This is a genomic window from Lactobacillus sp. Sy-1, from assembly GCF_019303535.1.
In the GTDB taxonomy this organism is placed as follows: Bacteria; Bacillota; Bacilli; order Lactobacillales; family Lactobacillaceae; genus Nicoliella.
In genome coordinates, this window is sequence record NZ_JACCIU010000002.1 from 12,286 (window position 1) to 31,884 (window position 19,599).

The window sequence follows — 19,599 nt, forward strand, 5'->3', positions numbered from 1 at the left end:
CATAACCCGCCTTTCGAAAACTAAAGTAATAATCGTTTTTAAATTATAATAATTATTAATTAATCCAATTATATCAAAATCATTTTGAATTACAAGTATTAGCATCCATTAATAATTGTAATTTGAACATAGATTGTATTAATCATTGTAATTTACAAATATTATAACAATAAAACAATTAGTCGTAAACGATATATTGATATTTATATTGTACACCAATAAATATTAATAATTTAAAATTCACAATAACTAGTCATTATTATATAATGGAAATAATAATAGTTAAGGACGTGATTATTTTGCCACTTATGAGAATTGATGTTATTAAGGGTCATGATGAAAAATACCTAAAGGAATTACTAGAAGTATCATATCAAGTAATGTTAAATACCTTTGGCGTTCCTAATGGTGACCGCTATCAAGTCTTAACCCAACATGAACCATTTGAAATGAATATTTTAGATTCCGGACTGGGCATTGAAAGAAGCCAAGACGTTGTGGTCTTCCACATTACTACCCGTTCCAGAAACGTTACCCAAAAACGGGCCTTTTATGATCAGTTAGCCAAGGAATTAAACGCTAAACTGGGATTAGATTCCAAGGACTTATTAGTAAGCTTACAAACAAATGGTGATGCCGACTGGAGTTTTGGATACGGTAAAGCGCAATTTGTTGATGGTCCACTTCATTAATTGGTTAACCCATCAATTAATCAAAATAAAAAGAGCAATTAATTGCTCTTTTTTTAAAATCGACATATTCGACGATCATTCAATGGTTGTAAGTCACGATTATTCGGACTAAATAATTGCTGATAACGGACTAGCTGTTCTTTACCAATTGTAATTGGAGCGTTATTAATGATTAACCACTCGACTCCCTCTGTTAATGGGGGAGTGGTTAACGATCCCAAATAGTGAAAACCGTGTTTATTATCAAAATTAATCCAGTCAGTAACGTCAATTTGAACCTTTTTATCTTGATTTGGGTCAAATGTATCAATAATTTGCTCTAATTGGTCGTTATCGGCACCAACTTTAACCATTAATGCCGTAACCAGGGTCTGACCAATCTGATTTTGATGTACTAAATGAATTTCAAACGGAACCTGTTGCCCGTCAATTACATGCTCAGCTGGTGCGTGAAAGTGCACTTGCTGAAAACTAAACTCCCGATTAAAAATCGTAGCATGACCGTTTCCAGTTAGTCTAATTGTCGTCTGATCATTAATGGATGTAGTCAATAAATACTGAGAATTCACAGTATAATTGAATCCCGAATCTGTGAAAAGTTCATTTTGAGTGTTAATTAAAACTGGTGATTGCCGACTTCCAAAATCATTTGACCATTCTGATTGATTATCATATTTTAACAATTTAAAGCCCCCTAATCATTTCATTAGTAGCGTATTACCATCTCAAAATAGATTTTAATCTGAAGATACTATTATTTAGTGTAAGACCTATGTTAGTATCAATAATATATTTTAACATATATTGCGTTTATAAATTCAAGAGGGTGAGTAAATGAATAAGCAGGATATTCGAATTCAAAAGACCTATAAGGCCTTGATAGATGCTTTTTTAGATCTACAAAAAAAACAGTCATTTAATGATATATCAATTAACGATCTATGTAAGCGGTCTAACATTGGCCGAGCTACCTTTTACCGGCATTTTAAAAACAAAGAAGACTTTATTAAATTTGCTTCAGAACAATGGGTTGATAAATACTTAAAAACTGCATTTGAAAATCTAGATTACTTTATTCCTAAAAGACTAGAATTACTTAATAAAATCGTTAGACCCATGTTTACATTCATTAATGATAATCGACAATCATTACAATCTGAATCGGGATTTAACCTCTCAAACGTTTTCTTCGATACTTTCCAAAGCCACATCCAAAAAATAATTGATAGTTACTGTGAAATGCATGGTGTAATTTTCAATGGTAATTCAGAACTACTTTCCGCTGAAATTGCCGGTGGCGTTGTTTATGCTGGTAACTGGTATAAGGATAACATCGACGCCGATTTAGATGATACCGTAAAATCAGTTGTTGTCCCGTTAGACCGCGTCTTGGATATATATTTCCCGAATAAAATCTAATCACTAATGATTAATACTTAGGAGTTAATTTTTATGAATATTACTAAATCCGCCATTATCATTGGAATTATCTTATCCGGGCTTGGATTTTCCACTAGCCAAGCCCACGCAAGCGATAACTTCAATCAATCACTAGTTGAATATAATAACACTAGCTCATACGTTACCGATCTATCCAGTAATACATGGGCATTAAGTCAATCTGTTCAAGGTTATCCTTTGGGTGCAGGTAAGCTCCCTGACTACCGTAATGGAGTGACCCTTCCCCAGTTCATGACTGGTAGCATCGTCAAACGATACTTAAATGGTTATCTAGTATTATTCGCTAATCAAAACCAACCGCTCTATGTTCAAGATTTTAAACGTTTTACCTATTCATTTCACTCCTCTAACGTTAATAAAAGTAAATACCAACAGTTATTAAAAATTGAGAAAAAATGGAAAAAAACGCTTAGTAAACAACAGGTAAAGGCAATTGGTAACTATACTAATAATGGGTATACTAGCATTAACCAACATTTGCGCTACCCTGAAAAGGCAGTCAGCAACAGTGTTAAAAAACAAACCGAATTAGTGAATTCAGCAATCATGAAATTTAAAACCCCATTCAAAATGACTATCTACCGGGGAATTAACGAAGCTGGGTTAAAGGCCAGCATCAATAACCGGCCACTTAAGGTGGGACGGATCTATCAAGATGCTGCGTTTTCATCATCTAGTATCTCACACAAAATTGCGACTGGTTTTCAGAGCTCCATCCTATTAAAAATAAACGTTCCAGCTGGTTATCACGGTGCCTACATCGCACCAATTTCAATCAATAGCCCTGAAAAGGAGTTCTTATTGCAACCAAATGCGCAGCTAGTGATTTCTAAGATTCAAAAGGTTACAACCTATTTCTCAATGCACGGAAAGGTTGGTACAGCTAGCCATGCTAAGAAAATTAAGGCTAAGCCTACTAAAATTAAATACAAGTTAATTACCATGGACCTAGTGGAATAAAAAAAGCTGATGATTAATCGTCAGCTTTTTAATTTGGTTAACTATTTAGTTGTAATATCAGAACCAAAGTACTTAATCGAAAGCTTCTTAAGGGTGCCATCAGCCCGTAGTTCTTCGATGGCCTTGTTTACCTTCTTGGTTAATTGCTTTGAATTCTTGTTAAACATGATGGAAGTCTTAGCAGGTTTTTGCTTACTTGATGGAACGTCAATTTCCTTCAAGCCCTTCGTAGAGTTATGCTTAGCATAGTATTTCCATGCGGGAACGGAATTAATCGTTCCATCAGCACGACCTTGTTGAATTAATTGGTATCCAGTAGCACTTTCAGGAGTGGATGATACCTTAGCACCAAACTTCTTAGCAACTACGGCATTATCAGTTCCAGCACCATCAACAATGTTCTTGTTCTTAATGTCATCAATACTCTTGATGCTAGAATTACTCTTAGTGATCAAAGTGTAGTATGAATAAGTGTATGGGGTTGAGAATGAGTAGAGCTTTTCTCTTTCAGGGGTAACCGTCATGTTATTAATTACGGCATCGTACTTGTTACTACCTAAACCAGCAATTAAACTATCCCACTTGGTCTGAACAAAGTTCACCTTTAGGTCCAACTTCTTAGCAACATCCTTAGCTAAATCAACTTCAAATCCCTGTAGCTTGCCATCTTGACGGTAGGAATAAGGAGCATAAGTTCCTTCTAGTCCAACCGTAAAAGTTCCCTTTTTAGTCAATTCTGATTGGTATGAATCACTACTCTTGCTTGAGTTGTTAGAATTACCACAAGCGGCTAATAGTGCTCCGGTTCCGATTAATACGGTAAAAATGGATAAACGCTTAATTAACTTATTAAATTTCATTACTATTCAAACTCCCTAATTATTTTTTAGTGACATTGCTGACAAGAAATCTTTAATCCGTTGATTATTAGAATTAAAGAAATCAACTGTTTGACCCTCAAACCCAACGTGCCCATTTTCAATAAATACAATTTGATCAGCAACCCGTTGGGCAAACGTTAAATTATGGGTAACAATAATCAATGACTGCTGCTCCTTTGCAAGTTCTAATAAGACCTTCAAAACCTCTAACTCGATTTCTGGATCGAGGGCACTAGTTGGTTCATCCAGTAAAATGTACTCTGGATGCATTGCGAGCGAACGAGCAATCGCCACTCTTTGTGCCTGCCCGCCGGATAGCTGTGCTGGGTAGGCATTAGCTTTATCAACCATCCCCACCTTTGCTAAGAGCTGTTCCGCCTCTTGCTTAGCCGCTGCTTTGTCCTTACCCAAGACTTGAACTGGTCCTTCCATTACGTTCTTAATGACCGTTAGGTGCGGAAAGAGGTTAAAATTTTGGAACACCATACTAGTGTGTCTTCTAACGTTTAAAATCGTTTTAGAGCTAATTGTTTTAGTAAAATCAATCTTCAAATCGTTAAAATCATACTCACCGGCTTCTGGAATTTCTAGTAAGTTCAATGATCTTAATAGGGTTGATTTTCCCGAACCAGAAGGCCCTACGATTACAGTTGTCTTATCCTTTGGAAATTGAATTGATACATCGTCTAACGCCTTTTGTTGATCGAACGTTTTAGATACATCGGTTAGTTTTAACATTCTTAACGCACCTCCTATTCTTTAATGGAATACTTAGAAACCCGTTTTTCAAGGTAACCCTGTAATATGGTAAGGACGCTACAGATGACCGCATAAATTAACGCCGCCAAAATGTACATTACCAATGGTTGATAATTCTGGGCCGCAATCTGCTGACTCACTTCAAAAACTTCAACAATGGTAATTGATGCAGCAAGGGACGTATCCTTCACCAAACCAATAAATTCATTTGATAGTGGAGGAAGTGAAACCCGACTGGCCTGCGGTAAAATAATTCTCCATAAGACCTTTCGCTTGGTCATCCCTAACGAATAGGCAGCCTCCCACTGTCCAGATGGAATCGATTGAATTGCTCCTCTAATCGTCTCAGAAGCATATGCACCAGTGTTTAATGAGAACGTCAAAATTCCCGCAACAACCGGTGTTAATTTAATTCCCTCTGGTAAAACACCAGCAATTCTTAAGTAGGGCAACCCAAAGAATACAATAAATAACTGAACTAGTAGCGGTGTACTTCTGAATAGCCAGACGTAAAATCTAAAAATGCCCTTAATAATTAAGAACCAACCGCCCTGCTTGGAAAGCCGGACCAATGCAGTTAGCAGCCCTAACGCTAGTCCGATGATAAATGAAACAATTGCAATTGGAATCGTGTAGATTAATGCTGCTTGAATTAGTTCAGGCAACGAACTCTTAACAATTTCCCAGGTACTCATAACATTCCTCCCTTCTGACTTCAATTAACCCAAAAAGGGCATCAAATTAATGTAAATTACACTAATTTGATGCCCTTTTAATCTATCACTCTTAATTTAGTTTGTGTACAATCAATTATAACAAACAGGATGCCCATTAAGGATGATAGTTTCGAGAAAAGCTCATAACTAGTGCATTAGACAAGGTACAACAATTGATTAATGTACAACACATCATTTTCATACTAGTCATAAAGCAAATCCTCCATTCGTTAATTGTTAAATTAAGACTAACAATTAATTAGTAATATGTCAATAATATTAACTAGAAACTAGTATTTGAATCCTCTGTAACAATTTTTAACATAATTTGTAATATAAAGTTATCACAAAATCGCTTACAAATCTTTAAATTTGTTTTATAATATATTAAAGAAAGTATTAAGACTTTCAATATTAACTAGAAATCGAAAGAAGGCTATTAACATGTCAAACCGTAGTTACCTAGTGGGTCTATATATTGGACTAGCAGCACTTGCTGTTGGTTGCCTATTTTTATTTGGCTCCTTTTTTGCCCATGCTAATAACAATCAACCTAAATTATCGCATCGTGAAATGAATGCATTTATCGCTGATTATAATTTTGCAACTAAACATCAAGCAGGATTTAAAATTAATGAATCCGTTCCACAACAATACTTTAACGTCCCGAATTCCAAAAACAATGATAACCATCATCAAGAAAATCACAGTCATCGTACCCCTGATGAATCTCAGTAAACTAGTTAATTAGCTAGTGCTGATTGATACGCAGCCAGGGTCGTTTTATCAAAACACACGATTGTTACGTCAACATCAGCGTTGATGCTTCTTAACGTTGTAATCGCAACCTTTGCTGCGGCTGACACCGGATAGCCATAGGCACCCGTGCTAATTGACGGAAATGCCACGGTATGACAATGGTTCTTTACTGCCACCTTAAGTGAGTTACGGTAGCAATTTTGCAGTTGATCGGCGTCAGCGGCTTCCCCGTGCCAAACGGGACCGACAGTATGAATAATGTATTTTGCAGGCAGCCAATAGCCGGGAGTGATTTTTGCTTCCCCAGTTTGACAGCCATTTAAGTGTACACACGCATTGTTAAGTTCTGGACCCGCAGCGTGGTGAATCGCTCCGTCAACACCGCCGCCACCCATTAAACTATGGTTAGCTGCATTAACAATTGCATCACCATTAAACTTAGTAATATCCCCTAACGTTAAACTAATTTGGACCATTAATGATCACCCCCGTTTAAAAATAACTAGATTAATTTTTCGCGATTAGCAACCAAAAATTCAATGAAATACTGACTAGCAATTGGCAACGTTTCCTTGTCACGATAAACAACCGCTACGGGACGTTTAACAGCTGGTGATACTGGTTTACTAACCACGTTAAAATTAGTCCTTTTGAACACAAGTTCAGATAAAATACTGATTCCTAACCCGGCTTCTACCATTGCCATAATTGTATAATCATCCTGGATTCGGTAGCGTACATTCGGCTTAACATTCGCTTTGTTAAATGCTTCGAGTGGTTCGCTATACCCCCCTCCTTCAACTAAAATGAATGGGTCATCGCATAGCTTCTCAATTGGTACTTCGTCTAGTTTAGCGAGGGGATGATCAACTGGAAGAAACGCATTCATTTGGGTCGTGTGAATAATTTGCTTGTTGAAACCATCCCCATAGTCAGCGGTCATCAACCCAAAATCGATTACACCGTTTTTAAGCCAATTCAAAATCATTCCATAGTCACCCTGTTGGAGCACAAACTCAATGTCTGGATACTCACGTCTAAATTCCTTAAATAACTCTGGCAACCAATAACAACTAACACTGGTAATTGCACCAATTCTAACGGTCCCAGTTTTCAGTCCTCGAATTGAACTTGCGGTTTCCTTAAGGGCCTGGTATTGGCGAATCGTTTGAACGATGTATGGGTATAATTCTCTTCCTTCAGGAGTCAGTTGAACTCCATGCCGAGACCGCTTCAAAATTTGGATATTAAATTCTTTTTCTAAACTAGCAACCATCTGACTTACTGATGATTGGGTATACCCTAATAATTCCGCTGCTTTAGTAAAACTATTGGTTTTTAAAATTGCCTCAATTACTAATAGTCTGTTCATTTTATATCACCATTTCTAATATAAGTATTTTAATTATTAATTTTACTTATCTCACCTTTCAATATATAGTTGTTAAGGACACTAATTAAAAGGGGAAGATATTTATTATGCAAATATTCAAAAAGGAATCAGTTAGTAACTACTTAAAGGCTGATTCACGATTATCTAAGACGCTAACCGCACGTGATCTGGTATCACTTGGGATTGGAGCCGTGATTGGAACCGGGATTTTTATTTTACCTGGCCATGAAGCAGCTTCCCATGCTGGACCAGCAGTTGCCATTGCCTTTTTAATGGCCGCAATCGTTTCCGGTTTGGTCGGCATGGCGTATGCTGAATTCTCTTCAGCAATGCCAATCGCAGGTTCTGCGTATTCATTTGGATCCGTCGTTTATGGCGAAATCGTGGGTTGGATTTTAGGATGGTCATTAATTCTAGAGTACTTCTTAGCAGTCTCAGCTGAAGCAACTGGATTTGCTGCTTACTTTAATAATAACATATTGTCAGCAGTCGGGATTAACATCCCGAAGGCCCTTCAAGCTGGACCAATGGAGGGAGGCGTAATTAACATTACCGCCGTAATCGTGATTTTAGTGATTTCCGCCATCCTAATGAAGGGAACCGCACTTTCCACCAAGGTGGAAAACTTCGCGGTGATCATTAAAGTGGTCATCATCATTTTATTCATCGTTATCGGGGTCTTTTATGTTAAGTCTAGCAACTACGTCCCATTCTATCCAAAGGAATTCCATTCTAGCCTCTTTGGATTAGGTGGTATTTCAACCGCCGCTGCAACCGTCTTCTTTGCTTTTATTGGATTTGATGCCCTCGCAGCGAACTCTGCTGAAACCATCGATCCCGGAAAGAACGTAATTAAGGGAATTATGGGAACTGTTATCATTGCAGTAATCCTTTACGTATCATTCTCACTAGTGTTAACAGGAATCGTTAACTATAAGCAGCTAAACATTGATGACCCGGCAGCATTCGCACTGGAAGTGGTTCACCTTACCGCTTGGAATAAGTTAATTACCATTGGAGCACTCTTTGGAATTTTCACCGCGATGATTACCATGTTTATCGGTGGTTCCAGATTAGTGTATGCTCTCGGGCGGGACGGGTTACTGCCAAAGATGATGGGAAAGGTTTCAGAAAAACATTCGGTTCCTTCTAACGCCATCATTATTGCAACCATTGTGCAAGCAATTTTCGCTGGGTTAGTTCCACTTGCACAGTTGGCATCATTAATCAATGCCGGTACCTTGATTGCCTTTACCTTTATCTCATTTGGAGTCATTAAGCTTCGGAAACGAACGGACATCCAAAACGATGGATTCAAGATGCCATGGTACCCAGTTCTACCAATCATTGCTGGACTGTTCAGTATTTTCTTCATCCTGGTCCTTCCTGATATCACTAAGATTTCAGTTAGTATCTGGTTGGTCCTTGGGTTTATCTTCTACTTTGTGTATGGGGTTAGACATTCCAAGCTCCAAAATAGTAAGTAATTTTACATCTGAATAAATCAAAAGGGCAATCACAATTTTGAATTGTGGTTGTCTTTTTGATAGCCATAATGAAATGGATTTTAGTAATCACAAAAACAAACGCACCTTAGAGATTTAATTCAATCCCTAGGTGCGTTTATTCACTTTTAAGCTATTACTTTACATATACTTCAGAGAGGTCCCAAGTTGGTCCATTTGGATAGTACTTAACACCATGGATGTTAGACTTGATCACTTCTGGTTGAACTTGTTGATAAAGTGGTGCAATTGCTTGTTGCGAAAGCATAATATCATTAGCCTTAACCATGTCAGACCAACGCTTTGCTTCATTATTAGCGTCAGCCCCTGTGGCACGATTCATTAGTGAATCGTACTCAGCATTTGACCATTTACCGAAGTTCAAGGAGTTGTTGCTGACCTTAGTGTTCAGTGGTGATGTTGGGTCAGTCACTGATGGTGACCAAAGGGCAACGACAACTTGGAATTGATTATTAAGGGAACGACTAACCTTAGTTGGATGTGGTAAGGTCAAGCTAGATACCTTCAAGCCAGGTAGTTTTTCCAGTTCACTTTGGAGGAATTCATTAACTGATTTTCCAGTAGGAGTATCATCATTTAGCAATTGAAGGTTAACCTTCTTAGCGTTAATTTCAGCGAGCCCCTTCTTCCAGTACTGCTTAGCTTCTGCTAAGTTCCCAGTCGTAGCAGCTTTATTATAGGAATCATCTGTAAAGTCCTTCCCATTGTATGAAGCAAGGCCCTTTGCTACTAATCCTTTCGCTGGATAAGAGCCATCACCAAGCACATCCTTAGTGAGTTGATTTCTATCAACTGCTAGGGAAATTGCCTTTCGAATATTGATATTCTTCAATGCCTTAACCTTAGTTTGGTTGAATGCCAAGTAGTAGACACTGTCAGTATTTCTCAAGTGTAGTTGTGAGTTCCCCTTGTAGTGTTCCACTTGTTGCTTCCCATTCAATTGTAATTCATCTAACTTACCAGCTTCGTATTGGTTCAAACCAGTGCCAGGATCCTTAATAACGGTATATTTAATGTTATTAACCTTAGTCTTACTTTCATTCCAGTAGTAATTATTTTTGGTAAGAGTCCAACCATCATTACTGCCTGACCAACCGGTAACCTTAAACGGTCCGTTATAAACTGTCTTTTGGCTTTCAGTTCCGTAAGCAGAACCATACTTCTTAACCGCAGCTTCGTTTTGTGGGTAGAAGACTGGTAGGGTAACCAGGTTCTTAAAGTAACTTTCTGGCTTACTCAATTGGATTACTAACTTATAATCGCCATCAGCCTTAACCCCTAAGGAACTCACGGGTTTGGTCTTTTTCTGAACTGCGTCGTAGTTTTGGATGTGGTCTAAATAGTATGCAGCCTGTGAAGCAGTCTTAGGATCAGCGCTTCGTTGAACCCCGTAAACAAAGTCCTTTGCAGTCACTGGGGTGCCATTACTCCACTTCGAATGGCGTAGGTAGAACGTATAGGTTTTCCCATCGTTTGAAACCTTGTAACTCTTTGCTACTCCAGGAGCAACTTTATTGCCACCATTAATGGTCAGTAGTCCCCGATAGGCATTGTAGACAATTTGATCACTAACACTATCAACTGCTTTTGAAGGATCCAGAGTGGTAATACTAGCACTACTCATCCAGTTTAAATTCTTCTTATTGCCTGCGCTTGAACTAGAATTTTTAGAAGAGCTTGATCCACAAGCTGACAGTACCAACGCTGATAATGCTGTAACAATTCCAATTTTCCAAATCGAACCCTTTTTCAATTCAACCACATCCTCTGTTTAATTTACATTGTGTGTAAAAGTAATAACTATCTTAAGGCAACCCGATTTCTAGCATGAGCAAAAAACTTTTCAAAAAACTTTTCTTGCTTTGGATCCTTTTCCCATAAGTCTTCTGGATGCCATTGAACCCCTTGAATTAAACCATCTTTTCCTTCAATGGATTCAACAATTCCATCATCGGCACGGGCAACCACTCGTAGACCATCGCCCACTTTGTTAACTGCTTGATGATGTCTAGAATTAACCTTAGTCCGTGCTCCAAGTGACTCAGCAAGGTAGCTATCTGGGTCAACGTTAATCATATGAGTTGGGAAGTACCCATTATCCCAATCAGCAGTATGATTCATGATTTCTTCATAATTAGGGGTTTGAGAATAGATATCTTGGTATAAAGTCCCCCCAAAGAATACGTTAATGGCCTGCATTCCTCGACAAATGCCAAGCACTGGCTTTCCATTAGAAGTCGATTCCTTCAAAGCGGTGAACTCAGCAGCATCACGGTTATTATCAGGAACATCAGTCGTAGAAAGCGCCATTTGATTATAGAGTTTTGGATTAACATCGATTCCACCCTTAATGATTAATCCATCAACTTCATCAATTAAGGCCTTAGTTTTTGATGAACTACCAATTGGAACCGCAACTGGTGTAATATTATGCGCTCTTAATAACTTAACAATTGTTTTTGGAACCCCATTCAATGGGTCGCCATCGTTTTCATGAACATCTGAAGTTATTCCAATTTTCATATATATTCCCCCTAAAATAACAAAAGACCACTCCTAACACAAAAAGTGCTAAAAGTGGTCTTTTTCCAAATGAAGTAGTTGGTTTTTCAAAACTAGCTATTTCAAACCGAATAACCATGATTTAACACTTTTAAATTCTAAACACATAATTTGAATTAAGCTCATTTTAATGACAGTCATGATTATTCCCTCCGATTAATTTTGATAATATTAAGTATATTCTAAAAAATTAGAATAGTCAAATTTTTTCTAATTTATTTTAAAGGGTAATTGATTTACTTATTAGTTAGTTCTGCTACACTTTTAGGTAGTATTATAATTGAAAGTGAGGAAATAAAATGAGGAATCAATATCAATATGACGTTATTTATTTAGGAGGTGGCGTTGGAGCTGTAAACGGGGCCGTTCCACTAGGTAACCAGGGTTATCATGCTGCAATTATTGAATCTACTGCCATTGGCGGTACCTGCCCTAACTTTGGTTGTACCCCTAAGTTTACACTTGATGTTCCTGCCGAACTTGCTTATCAGGCCCGTCAAATGAAGACCCTTTATGGTGGAAGCGAATTAAAAGTTGATTGGTATGAAGACATGCAAAGAAAGCATCGTAATATTGATGCTGATCCAGCTGGCGGCATGAAAAAGCGCCTAAAGAATGCCGGTGTAGATGTAATTAAGGGCTTTGGAAAGCTTGTTGATAATCACACAATCGAGGTAAATGGCAACCAATTAACAACCGACAAAATCGTGATTGCAACTGGATTGACTCCTAATCACATTGATGTTCCAGGAACTGAACTCACTCACGACAGCACCCACTTCCTATCAATTGACCACCTTCCTAAACGAATGACTGTTATTGGCAGCGGCTACGTGGCAATTGAATTAGCCACCCTCGCCCATGAAGCAGGTGCTGAAGTGACCGTATTGATGCATCACGATAGAGTATTACGGGGCTTTGATTCATTCTTGGTTGATAAGCTAGTAGCTAGTTTAAAGGAACGCGGAATGAAGTTCATTGCCAATTCTGCAATTAAGGCAATTAAGCAAAGTGATTCAGAATTAATTGTTGAATACCAAGACACCCAACTAAAAACAGACTATGTTTTAGACGCTAGTGGGCGTAATCCAGTTGTCCACAACATTGGACTGGAGGCTGTCGGAGTGGATTTTGATGATAAGGGAATTAAGGTCAATGACCACCTACAAACCAGCGTTGATAATATTTATGCTGATGGAGATGTGATTGACTTTGGTAAACCAGAATTATCCCCAGTTGCAACCTTTGAAAGTAAGTATTTAACAAAGCAGTTTACCGGAGCCACTACCGACCCAATTAAATTCCCACCAATGCCCACGAACGTATTTGCATCCCCACGACTAGCAACAGTGGGGGTTAATCCCGAATCCGTTGACGGTGATGATAATTACCGGGTTCAACGTTCCACCCTCTCAGGCGAAATGTACTATAAGGAATCCGGTCAAACCGTAGCCGCTAGAACATTAGTATTTGATAAGGACGACTACCTAGTTGGGGCAAGTGAACTTAGTGATCAAGCCGCGGATGCAATCGAAATTTTAAACATGGTTATTTCTTGGCACATTAGTCGGGAACAAATTCAAGGGCTAATTAACATCTTCCCATCACTTGGTAGCAATATTTTAACTAGTTTTTAAGGTTTCGCAACAAAATAATTAAAAATAATCCTTCCTGGTTTATGTAGCAAGTTTTTAATGATATGATAGTAAATAACTTGTTATATAAAGGAATGAATAAATCAAAATGCGTAAATCTAAAATTATGGGTTTAATTATGGTTTTAGCTTCATCGCTTACATTAGCCGCTTGTCAAAATCATGAAAAAGCACCTGCAAAGAGTAGCTTACCAGCTACCTATTTCTCATCTGCTAATTCAGCTTCATCAGAAGCTCAAAAACAACAAATTGCAATTAACAACTTTGTTGGATCGTTAAAAAATAACTATAAGAAGCTATTTAAGGTTTCATACGATCAAGGAAGCGATACAGTTACCCTAGTTCCAATTAGTAAGGACCTTAAGGAAATTATTAAGCTAAGTAATCAAAATAATTCTGAAGGAATTAAGGCTTGGACTAGTTTTGTGGCTGGATTGAAGAAAACCTCTGCTAATGTATCAAAGCAAACTAAGGATAAAGACTTCAAGCTCAACATGACTGATTATAGTGATCATAGTAAGATTTTATACTCAGTTCAAGACGGTAAAGTCCTAAAAAACGCATATCAATAAAATAAAAAGCTAGCCGATTGGCTAGCTTTTTATTTTCCAATTTCAGATCCAATGTTTTTACTCTTGATCGTATATGAATAATCCTTATTAACTGGTTTTCTAGTATAAACCTTCACCGAGCCAAAATTTTCATACGCCTTAAGGACGACCTGCTTCTTACCGTTAATGGTCATCTTACTAGTCCAAAAGGTAGGTAACTGATCATCCATATCATCACCCTGGTTAAATGTATAAGTTGTGCCATACTGTCCATCACCCTTAGATACCTTCTTAAACACTAACTTAGCGGAACCAGTCCCCTTTGGCAAGTAGCCCATATTGTAATTGTACTTAATCGATTTGGTCTTAGAATTGTACTTAGAATAAGTGCCGGTGATTACGTAACGATTAGAGATATAAATTAAATCCCGACTATCCTTAACGTTCGAACCGTACCAAGTTCCATGATAAGATTTAGGAACCGTTTTAGTAACATGAATTTTAGCTGAAGCTGAAAGTGAGGGCAGCGATAACAAGCCCATCAACCCAGCAACAGCAATTACTGCCCACTTAGCTTTCAAATTGAACCCTCCTGTTCAAATTGCATAAACAAATAATACTAATTGTCATTTTACAGGATACTAATTTTAATTTGAACCTTCGCAATTAAAGCTTAATAAAGGTTTCTAACAATTGAAATATTTTTAATCATTATGATACAATCCCCCTTAAATCAACGTTTCATTTTCTCAAACGGTTATAATCAACGCTCTAAATGAATCAAAAGTGCTTGTTTAGTAGCTTGATTTACAACAATAAAATTAATATAAATTTAATTTTTCGCTTGCTTTTCAATAAATTGGTGCTATGATTATAATTAATTTAATAAAAGTTAGATTTTAATTCAGTAGATCCTGCTCTTAGAGTCAGGAAGTCGGTGGTTGCTGCGAACCGATCAGGGGTTGTGATTCGAAATACATTAAGTAATGATCTAAATGGATAATAACTAGACCCATTATAATCTAGTGAGATGGCATTATTAATATGCCAAGCTGGGTGGTACCGCGGTCGTCCACATCGTCCCAATTACATTTATTTGTAATTGGGACTTTTTATTTTGAAGGGAGAAATGGAGAATGTTAATAATCAATAACTGTGGTGGAGTTGCTCGATATCAGAAGTTAGCTGTTTATTTCAAAATTAAACGTTAACTAATAGAGAGGATCTTCAATCATGAAAAACAAAAAACCAGAACTTAAACTATCTGAAAGTATCATTATTTTAATTGGAATTCTTGCCCTAATGGCAGTTGGAATCATCGGCTTACATATTTCACCAGAAGTTCCCATCCTATTCGGCATCATGGTCCTCATTTTTTGGGCTAAGTGGCGTGGGTTTAGTTGGGACCACATCAATGAAAGTTTTATCGTCGGAATTAAATCCGGAATCCTCCCACTATTTATCTTCTTGCTAATCGGTTCACTAATTGGACTATGGATTGCAACCGGCATTATTCCTACATTAATGGTCTACGGATTTAAATTGATTAACGTCCAATGGTTCTTACCATCCGTATTCATCATTTGTGGAACAATGGGGGCAGTCATCGGAAGTGCCTTTACGGTTTGTTCCACCCTCGGAATTGCATTTATGGGAATCGGCCTAACGCTTGGCGTTGACCCCGCAATGACTGCTGGAGCCATCCTATCCGGTGCGGTCTTTGGTGACAAGGCCTCCCCACTTTCGGTTTCCACCAACGTTGCTGCATCCGTCGTTCACGCAAACTTAATCGATCACATTAAAAACTTAATGTGGTCCACGATTCCAGCTAGTATCGTCGCCTTCATTCTGTACGCCTTTCTTGGCCAACACACTGGCCATGCTAACTTCGCAAACGTTGATCAGACCATTAGCGTTTTACAGCACCACTTTTTAATCTCACCAATTTCACTAATCCCAGTATTTTTACTATTTATCTGTGCTTGGGTTAAAATTCCCACCATTCCAACTTTATTTATCAACCTATTAGTATCAGGCATCATGGGATTACTTCGGATGCCCGGGTTAAATCTAGTTCAAATTAACAACGTAATTCAAAATGGCTTTGTCTCCCACACTGGCGATAAGCACGTGGACATGCTCCTTACCAGAGGGGGAATTGCCGGAATGATGGGCACGGTGGCACTAATCTTCGTAGCCCTCTCAATTGGGGGATTGTTAATCAACCTCGGCATCATTAAAGCCATCATGGTGCCACTAACTAGTCACCTCCACTCCACTGCATCCCTCATCATCTCAGTTATTATCACCTGCTTTGGGGTTAACTTCTTCATTGGAGAACAATTCCTCTCCTTGATCCTGCCTGGTGAATCATTCAGCAAGGCCTTTAAGGACAACAACCTGGCCCCAATCGCATTGAGTCGGGCATTGGAAGATGGTGGAACCGCCCTTACGTACCTAATTCCATGGGGGGTTGCCGGAAGCTTCGTAACCGCCACTTTAGGCGTCCCAACGATTGCATACCTGCCATTTGTGTTCCTTAGCCTCTTCTCACCAGTGTTCTCAATCATTAGTGCTGTGACTGGATTTAAGATCAAATACATCCACAACCCTAAGGAAACCAAAACCATTACCGAATAATCATTAATCATCAAAAAAAGCTTGGCATTAATTTGCCAAGCTTTTTTGAATTCTGGATGAAATTATTCCATGCTAGCCACGGTATCATCAAACCGGGTCTTAATGTAATTGGCAGACGCCTTTAACTTTTCCTTTTCATCATCAGTTAAGTTCAAGTGATCTTGTTCCACCACCCCGTCGCGACCAACAATTGCTGGATAAGATAGGTAGGTTTGATATTCTTCATTCCAATTGGAGACCGGTAATTCTGCGCGTGCATCGCTTAAAATAACCTTGGTTAACCTTACCGCTGCGGATGCAATCCCATAGTTTGTGTAGTGTTTCCCGTGATAAACCGTGTAACCACCGGCTCTTGCCACTTCATCCAAATCAGCTAAATCAACGTTACGTTCCTTAGCCACTTCAGCAACCGGGCGCCCTAAGACCTTAACGGTCGACCAAGCGGTGAACTGTGAGTTCCCATGTTCTCCCAGATTATAGCCCCCCACTGAACGGGGATCAATCTTCAGTTTGCTAGAAACTGCCCGGCGCATTCGAGAAGAGTCTAATAACGTTCCGGTTCCAATCACACGGTGCTTCGGAAACCCAGTGTATTTTTGATACATCATCGTAATGACATCGCACGGGTTGGTAATGTCAATTAAGACCCCGTGAAAACCGGAATCCCTTAATTTTTCACTGACGTCGCGGACCGCATTTTTAGTAAACGGTAATTCAATAAACCGGTCGTGTTCCTTATTATCCTTTTGAAGTGAGATTTTTCCAACCGCAGAAATTACAACATCAGCATCCTTTAATGCTGAATAATCATTCACCGTAATGTTAGTATGTTCCGGTAGATTAGACATCGCATCTTGAAAATCAGTAGCATCCGCAGTTACCTTGGCATCGTTAGTATCAATTAACACTAATTCATCGGTAACCCCATCTACTACCATGTGATGAGCAACGGCTGCTCCAACGTGACCCATTCCAATAACGCCCACTTTTCTTGTCATATGTATCCACTCCTTAGGTTAAATTTTAACAATGAACTCAGTATAGCACACCATCACATCATTTCAACATTAAAATCTAATCTAAATTTAATTTAATGAATCTATATCAATTTAATACTTGAAAGGGCCAATTAATGGTAACCAGACCAGATTTATTAAATTAAAACGGATTCAAATCTAGATTCCTCCTAATAGCATTTTTAATTCCAACAGCATATGATAGTAATGTTAATTAATTCTACAATATTAGAGGCGAATCCAATAATGAATCAAGAGCAACCAGATGCATCACTAGTCGCCATGTTTAAATTTGTTTTCGGCAAAGTCCTAAACAAACCGTGGCTACTAGTGCTGAACGTCTTAGCATTAACCGTCATCACTCTGTTACAATTCGTAATGCCCCAAATTGAACAGTTCATCATTGACAAGGTCATTCCGGATAAGAACTTTCAATCACTCCTAGCCGCAATCGGGCTGCTGATTTTAACCGCAATTGTCCTAGGAATCTTTAACTACGTTTCCACCTACTTTATGAGTATCATGAGCCAAAATGCAATTACCGATTTAAGGAACCAATTGTACCAGCACCTGTTAAAAATGGACACCCGCTTTTTTGAATCTAGTAAAACCGGGGACCTCATGACCAGGCTGACTAGCGACATTAACAACCTGCAGAGCTTAATTTCAGCTAACATGCTAAGCATTGTCGGTAACCTGTTCACGTTAGTGGGCGTATTAGGGTTGATTTTTTACATTAACTGGCAAATGGCATTGGCGGTGAGCCTCACGTTCCCGTTAATGTTTATCGTCTACCGGGTCTTTAGAAAACGGATTCGCAACGCTTTTCATCGCGCCCGCTATTCACAAGCATCAATGTCCAATCAAATGCAACAGACGTTGACTGAAATTGACTTAATCAAGAGTTTTACTAACGAGGGGCTTGAATCCCATCGTTTCGATCAACTAGCCCAGGATAACAGGCGCGACTTGATCGATGCGGGGCATAACCAGGCCATTTTCAACCCGTTAATTGATGGAATCAACTATGCGGGGGTCGCCATCATCCTACTACTGGGTTCGTACTTCATCATTAATGGTGAATTGACGATTGGGGCATTGGTGGCATACATCAGCTACGTTGCAATGGTCCAAAGTCCGATTCAATCGTTTACCAGGTTGTTGAACCAACTACAACAGGCGCTGGTTTCGTATGGACGCATCAAAACGATTTTGGAAGAATCACCAGCAGTGGTAAACACGAATCATCCCCAGTCGTTTCCGACCCTCACTAAGGGCATTACCATCGACCATATTGTATTTGCATACCGGGTGGATGGCACTCAAAAACATTTGAAGCCCACCATCAACAACGTTTCAATCTTCGTCCCATATGGCAAAACCACTGCTATTGTCGGGGCATCTGGATCTGGTAAGACAACGATTACTAGGTTAATCGACCGCTTTTACGACCTTGACGGTGGCAATATTTACTTTGATAACGTTGCCATTAAGAAAATCGACTTAAAGTCACTCCGCCAAAATATCGCGATTGTTTCACAAGATGTCTTTATCATTGACGGCAGCATTAGGGATAATATCTTGTATGGCCGTGAAGATGCAACCGATAATGAAATTTGGCAAGTCCTTCAACTGGCTGACCTGGCACAGTTTGTCCAGCAACTCCCTGATAAACTAGCAACCCAAGTTGGGGAACGAGGCGTCAAACTCTCCGGGGGTCAAAAGCAACGGATTTCAATTGCGCGCGCCCTATTGAAAGATGCGCCAATCATCATTTTAGATGAGGCCACCGCAAGTCTGGATAACGAATCGGAAAAGGCCATCCAACATGCACTAGACAATCTATTGAAATCTAAAACTTCGATTGTGATTGCTCACCGGTTATCCACAATCCACAACGCCGATCAAATCATTGTAATGGAGAACGGGCAGGTCGTCGAGCGCGGCAACCATGATTCATTAATGGCGGCTAACGGAACTTACGCTCAATTGTATAATGCTCAATTTGAATAAGTTCAAAAACAGATTT

General features: G+C 38.8%; 19 protein-coding genes. 9 read left to right on the forward strand and 10 right to left on the reverse strand.

Features of this window, described 5'->3' with window-relative positions; all coding sequences use genetic code 11:
• Positions 1-299 precede the first annotated feature (299 nt).
• Positions 300-692 carry a tautomerase family protein gene (locus HZL42_RS06745; protein WP_219282891.1) on the forward strand — a complete coding sequence of 131 codons (393 nt, stop codon included), beginning with the start codon at positions 300-302 and terminating at the stop codon, positions 690-692.
• 53 nt (positions 693-745) lie between these two features.
• On the opposite strand, the gene HZL42_RS06750 is transcribed toward HZL42_RS06745, so the two are convergent.
• The gene (locus tag HZL42_RS06750; protein ID WP_219282892.1) at positions 746-1,375 is read right to left on the reverse strand and encodes a carbonic anhydrase family protein; all 630 of its coding nucleotides are present in this window, start codon (positions 1,373-1,375) and stop codon (positions 746-748) included.
• 151 nt (positions 1,376-1,526) lie between these two features.
• Between HZL42_RS06750 and HZL42_RS06755 the strand changes: the two genes are divergently transcribed.
• Both HZL42_RS06755 and HZL42_RS06760 read left to right on the forward strand, forming a co-directional pair.
• Positions 1,527-2,111 (forward strand): TetR/AcrR family transcriptional regulator, encoded by a 585-nt coding sequence (locus HZL42_RS06755; protein ID WP_219282893.1) that lies wholly within the window; start codon positions 1,527-1,529, stop codon positions 2,109-2,111.
• Between the two features lie 33 nt (positions 2,112-2,144).
• Positions 2,145-3,113, forward strand: coding sequence for an ADP-ribosyltransferase (locus HZL42_RS06760; protein ID WP_219282894.1), 969 nt, complete (start codon positions 2,145-2,147; stop codon positions 3,111-3,113).
• Positions 3,114-3,154: 41 nt separating this feature from the next.
• Here the strand turns inward: HZL42_RS06760 and HZL42_RS06765 are convergent, their stop codons facing one another.
• The 3 genes from HZL42_RS06765 to HZL42_RS06775 are packed head-to-tail and all read right to left on the reverse strand — an operon-like array spanning position 3,155 to position 5,448.
• Positions 3,155-3,973, reverse strand: coding sequence for a transporter substrate-binding domain-containing protein (locus HZL42_RS06765; RefSeq protein ID WP_219282895.1), 819 nt, complete (start codon positions 3,971-3,973; stop codon positions 3,155-3,157).
• A gap of 15 nt (positions 3,974-3,988) precedes the next feature.
• Positions 3,989-4,732 carry an amino acid ABC transporter ATP-binding protein gene (locus HZL42_RS06770; protein ID WP_219282896.1) on the reverse strand — a complete coding sequence of 248 codons (744 nt, stop codon included), beginning with the start codon at positions 4,730-4,732 and terminating at the stop codon, positions 3,989-3,991.
• Positions 4,733-4,746: 14 nt separating this feature from the next.
• On the reverse strand, positions 4,747-5,448 hold the full coding sequence (locus tag HZL42_RS06775) for an amino acid ABC transporter permease (protein ID WP_219282897.1): 702 nt from the start codon (positions 5,446-5,448) through the stop codon (positions 4,747-4,749).
• A gap of 465 nt (positions 5,449-5,913) precedes the next feature.
• On the opposite strand from HZL42_RS06775, the gene HZL42_RS06780 reads away from it, so the two are divergent.
• Positions 5,914-6,207: a hypothetical protein gene (locus tag HZL42_RS06780; protein ID WP_219282898.1), complete on the forward strand. Its 294-nt coding sequence runs from the start codon at positions 5,914-5,916 to the stop codon at positions 6,205-6,207.
• 5 nt (positions 6,208-6,212) lie between these two features.
• Here HZL42_RS06780 and HZL42_RS06785 read toward each other — a convergent pair whose 3' ends face one another.
• Positions 6,213-6,704 (reverse strand): O-acetyl-ADP-ribose deacetylase, encoded by a 492-nt coding sequence (locus tag HZL42_RS06785; protein WP_219282899.1) that lies wholly within the window; start codon positions 6,702-6,704, stop codon positions 6,213-6,215.
• Positions 6,705-6,730: 26 nt separating this feature from the next.
• Positions 6,731-7,600 carry a LysR family transcriptional regulator gene (locus HZL42_RS06790; RefSeq protein WP_219282900.1) on the reverse strand — a complete coding sequence of 290 codons (870 nt, stop codon included), beginning with the start codon at positions 7,598-7,600 and terminating at the stop codon, positions 6,731-6,733.
• Positions 7,601-7,704: 104 nt separating this feature from the next.
• Here HZL42_RS06790 and HZL42_RS06795 point away from each other — a divergent pair, with 104 nt between their 5' ends.
• On the forward strand, positions 7,705-9,108 hold the full coding sequence (locus tag HZL42_RS06795; RefSeq protein WP_219283303.1) for an amino acid permease: 1,404 nt from the start codon (positions 7,705-7,707) through the stop codon (positions 9,106-9,108).
• 154 nt (positions 9,109-9,262) lie between these two features.
• Here HZL42_RS06795 and HZL42_RS06800 read toward each other — a convergent pair whose 3' ends face one another.
• Both HZL42_RS06800 and HZL42_RS06805 read right to left on the reverse strand, forming a co-directional pair.
• Positions 9,263-10,900 carry a peptide ABC transporter substrate-binding protein gene (locus tag HZL42_RS06800; protein ID WP_219282901.1) on the reverse strand — a complete coding sequence of 546 codons (1,638 nt, stop codon included), beginning with the start codon at positions 10,898-10,900 and terminating at the stop codon, positions 9,263-9,265.
• Between the two features lie 47 nt (positions 10,901-10,947).
• Positions 10,948-11,670, reverse strand: a complete 723-nt coding sequence (locus tag HZL42_RS06805) for a gamma-glutamyl-gamma-aminobutyrate hydrolase family protein (RefSeq protein ID WP_219282902.1) — start codon at positions 11,668-11,670, stop codon at positions 10,948-10,950.
• Positions 11,671-12,008: 338 nt separating this feature from the next.
• On the opposite strand from HZL42_RS06805, the gene HZL42_RS06810 reads away from it, so the two are divergent.
• Together HZL42_RS06810 and HZL42_RS06815 are read left to right on the forward strand one after the other, a co-directional pair.
• Entirely contained in the window at positions 12,009-13,346 is a 1,338-nt protein-coding gene (locus tag HZL42_RS06810) for an NAD(P)/FAD-dependent oxidoreductase (protein WP_219282903.1), read from the forward strand.
• A 124-nt stretch (positions 13,347-13,470) separates the two neighbouring features.
• Positions 13,471-13,935, forward strand: a complete 465-nt coding sequence (locus HZL42_RS06815) for a hypothetical protein (protein ID WP_219282904.1) — start codon at positions 13,471-13,473, stop codon at positions 13,933-13,935.
• 29 nt (positions 13,936-13,964) lie between these two features.
• Here HZL42_RS06815 and HZL42_RS06820 read toward each other — a convergent pair whose 3' ends face one another.
• Complete coding sequence (locus tag HZL42_RS06820) at positions 13,965-14,495, reverse strand: hypothetical protein (protein WP_219282905.1); 531 nt, start codon at positions 14,493-14,495, stop codon at positions 13,965-13,967.
• A 652-nt stretch (positions 14,496-15,147) separates the two neighbouring features.
• On the opposite strand from HZL42_RS06820, the gene nhaC reads away from it, so the two are divergent.
• Positions 15,148-16,554, forward strand: a complete 1,407-nt coding sequence (gene nhaC, locus HZL42_RS06825) for a Na+/H+ antiporter NhaC (RefSeq protein ID WP_219282906.1) — start codon at positions 15,148-15,150, stop codon at positions 16,552-16,554.
• 62 nt (positions 16,555-16,616) lie between these two features.
• Here the strand turns inward: nhaC and HZL42_RS06830 are convergent, their stop codons facing one another.
• Positions 16,617-17,552, reverse strand: coding sequence for an L-lactate dehydrogenase (locus HZL42_RS06830; protein WP_219282907.1), 936 nt, complete (start codon positions 17,550-17,552; stop codon positions 16,617-16,619).
• 264 nt (positions 17,553-17,816) lie between these two features.
• Between HZL42_RS06830 and HZL42_RS06835 the strand changes: the two genes are divergently transcribed.
• The gene (locus tag HZL42_RS06835) at positions 17,817-19,583 is read left to right on the forward strand and encodes an ABC transporter ATP-binding protein (RefSeq protein ID WP_219282908.1); all 1,767 of its coding nucleotides are present in this window, start codon (positions 17,817-17,819) and stop codon (positions 19,581-19,583) included.
• Positions 19,584-19,599: the final 16 nt, after the last annotated feature.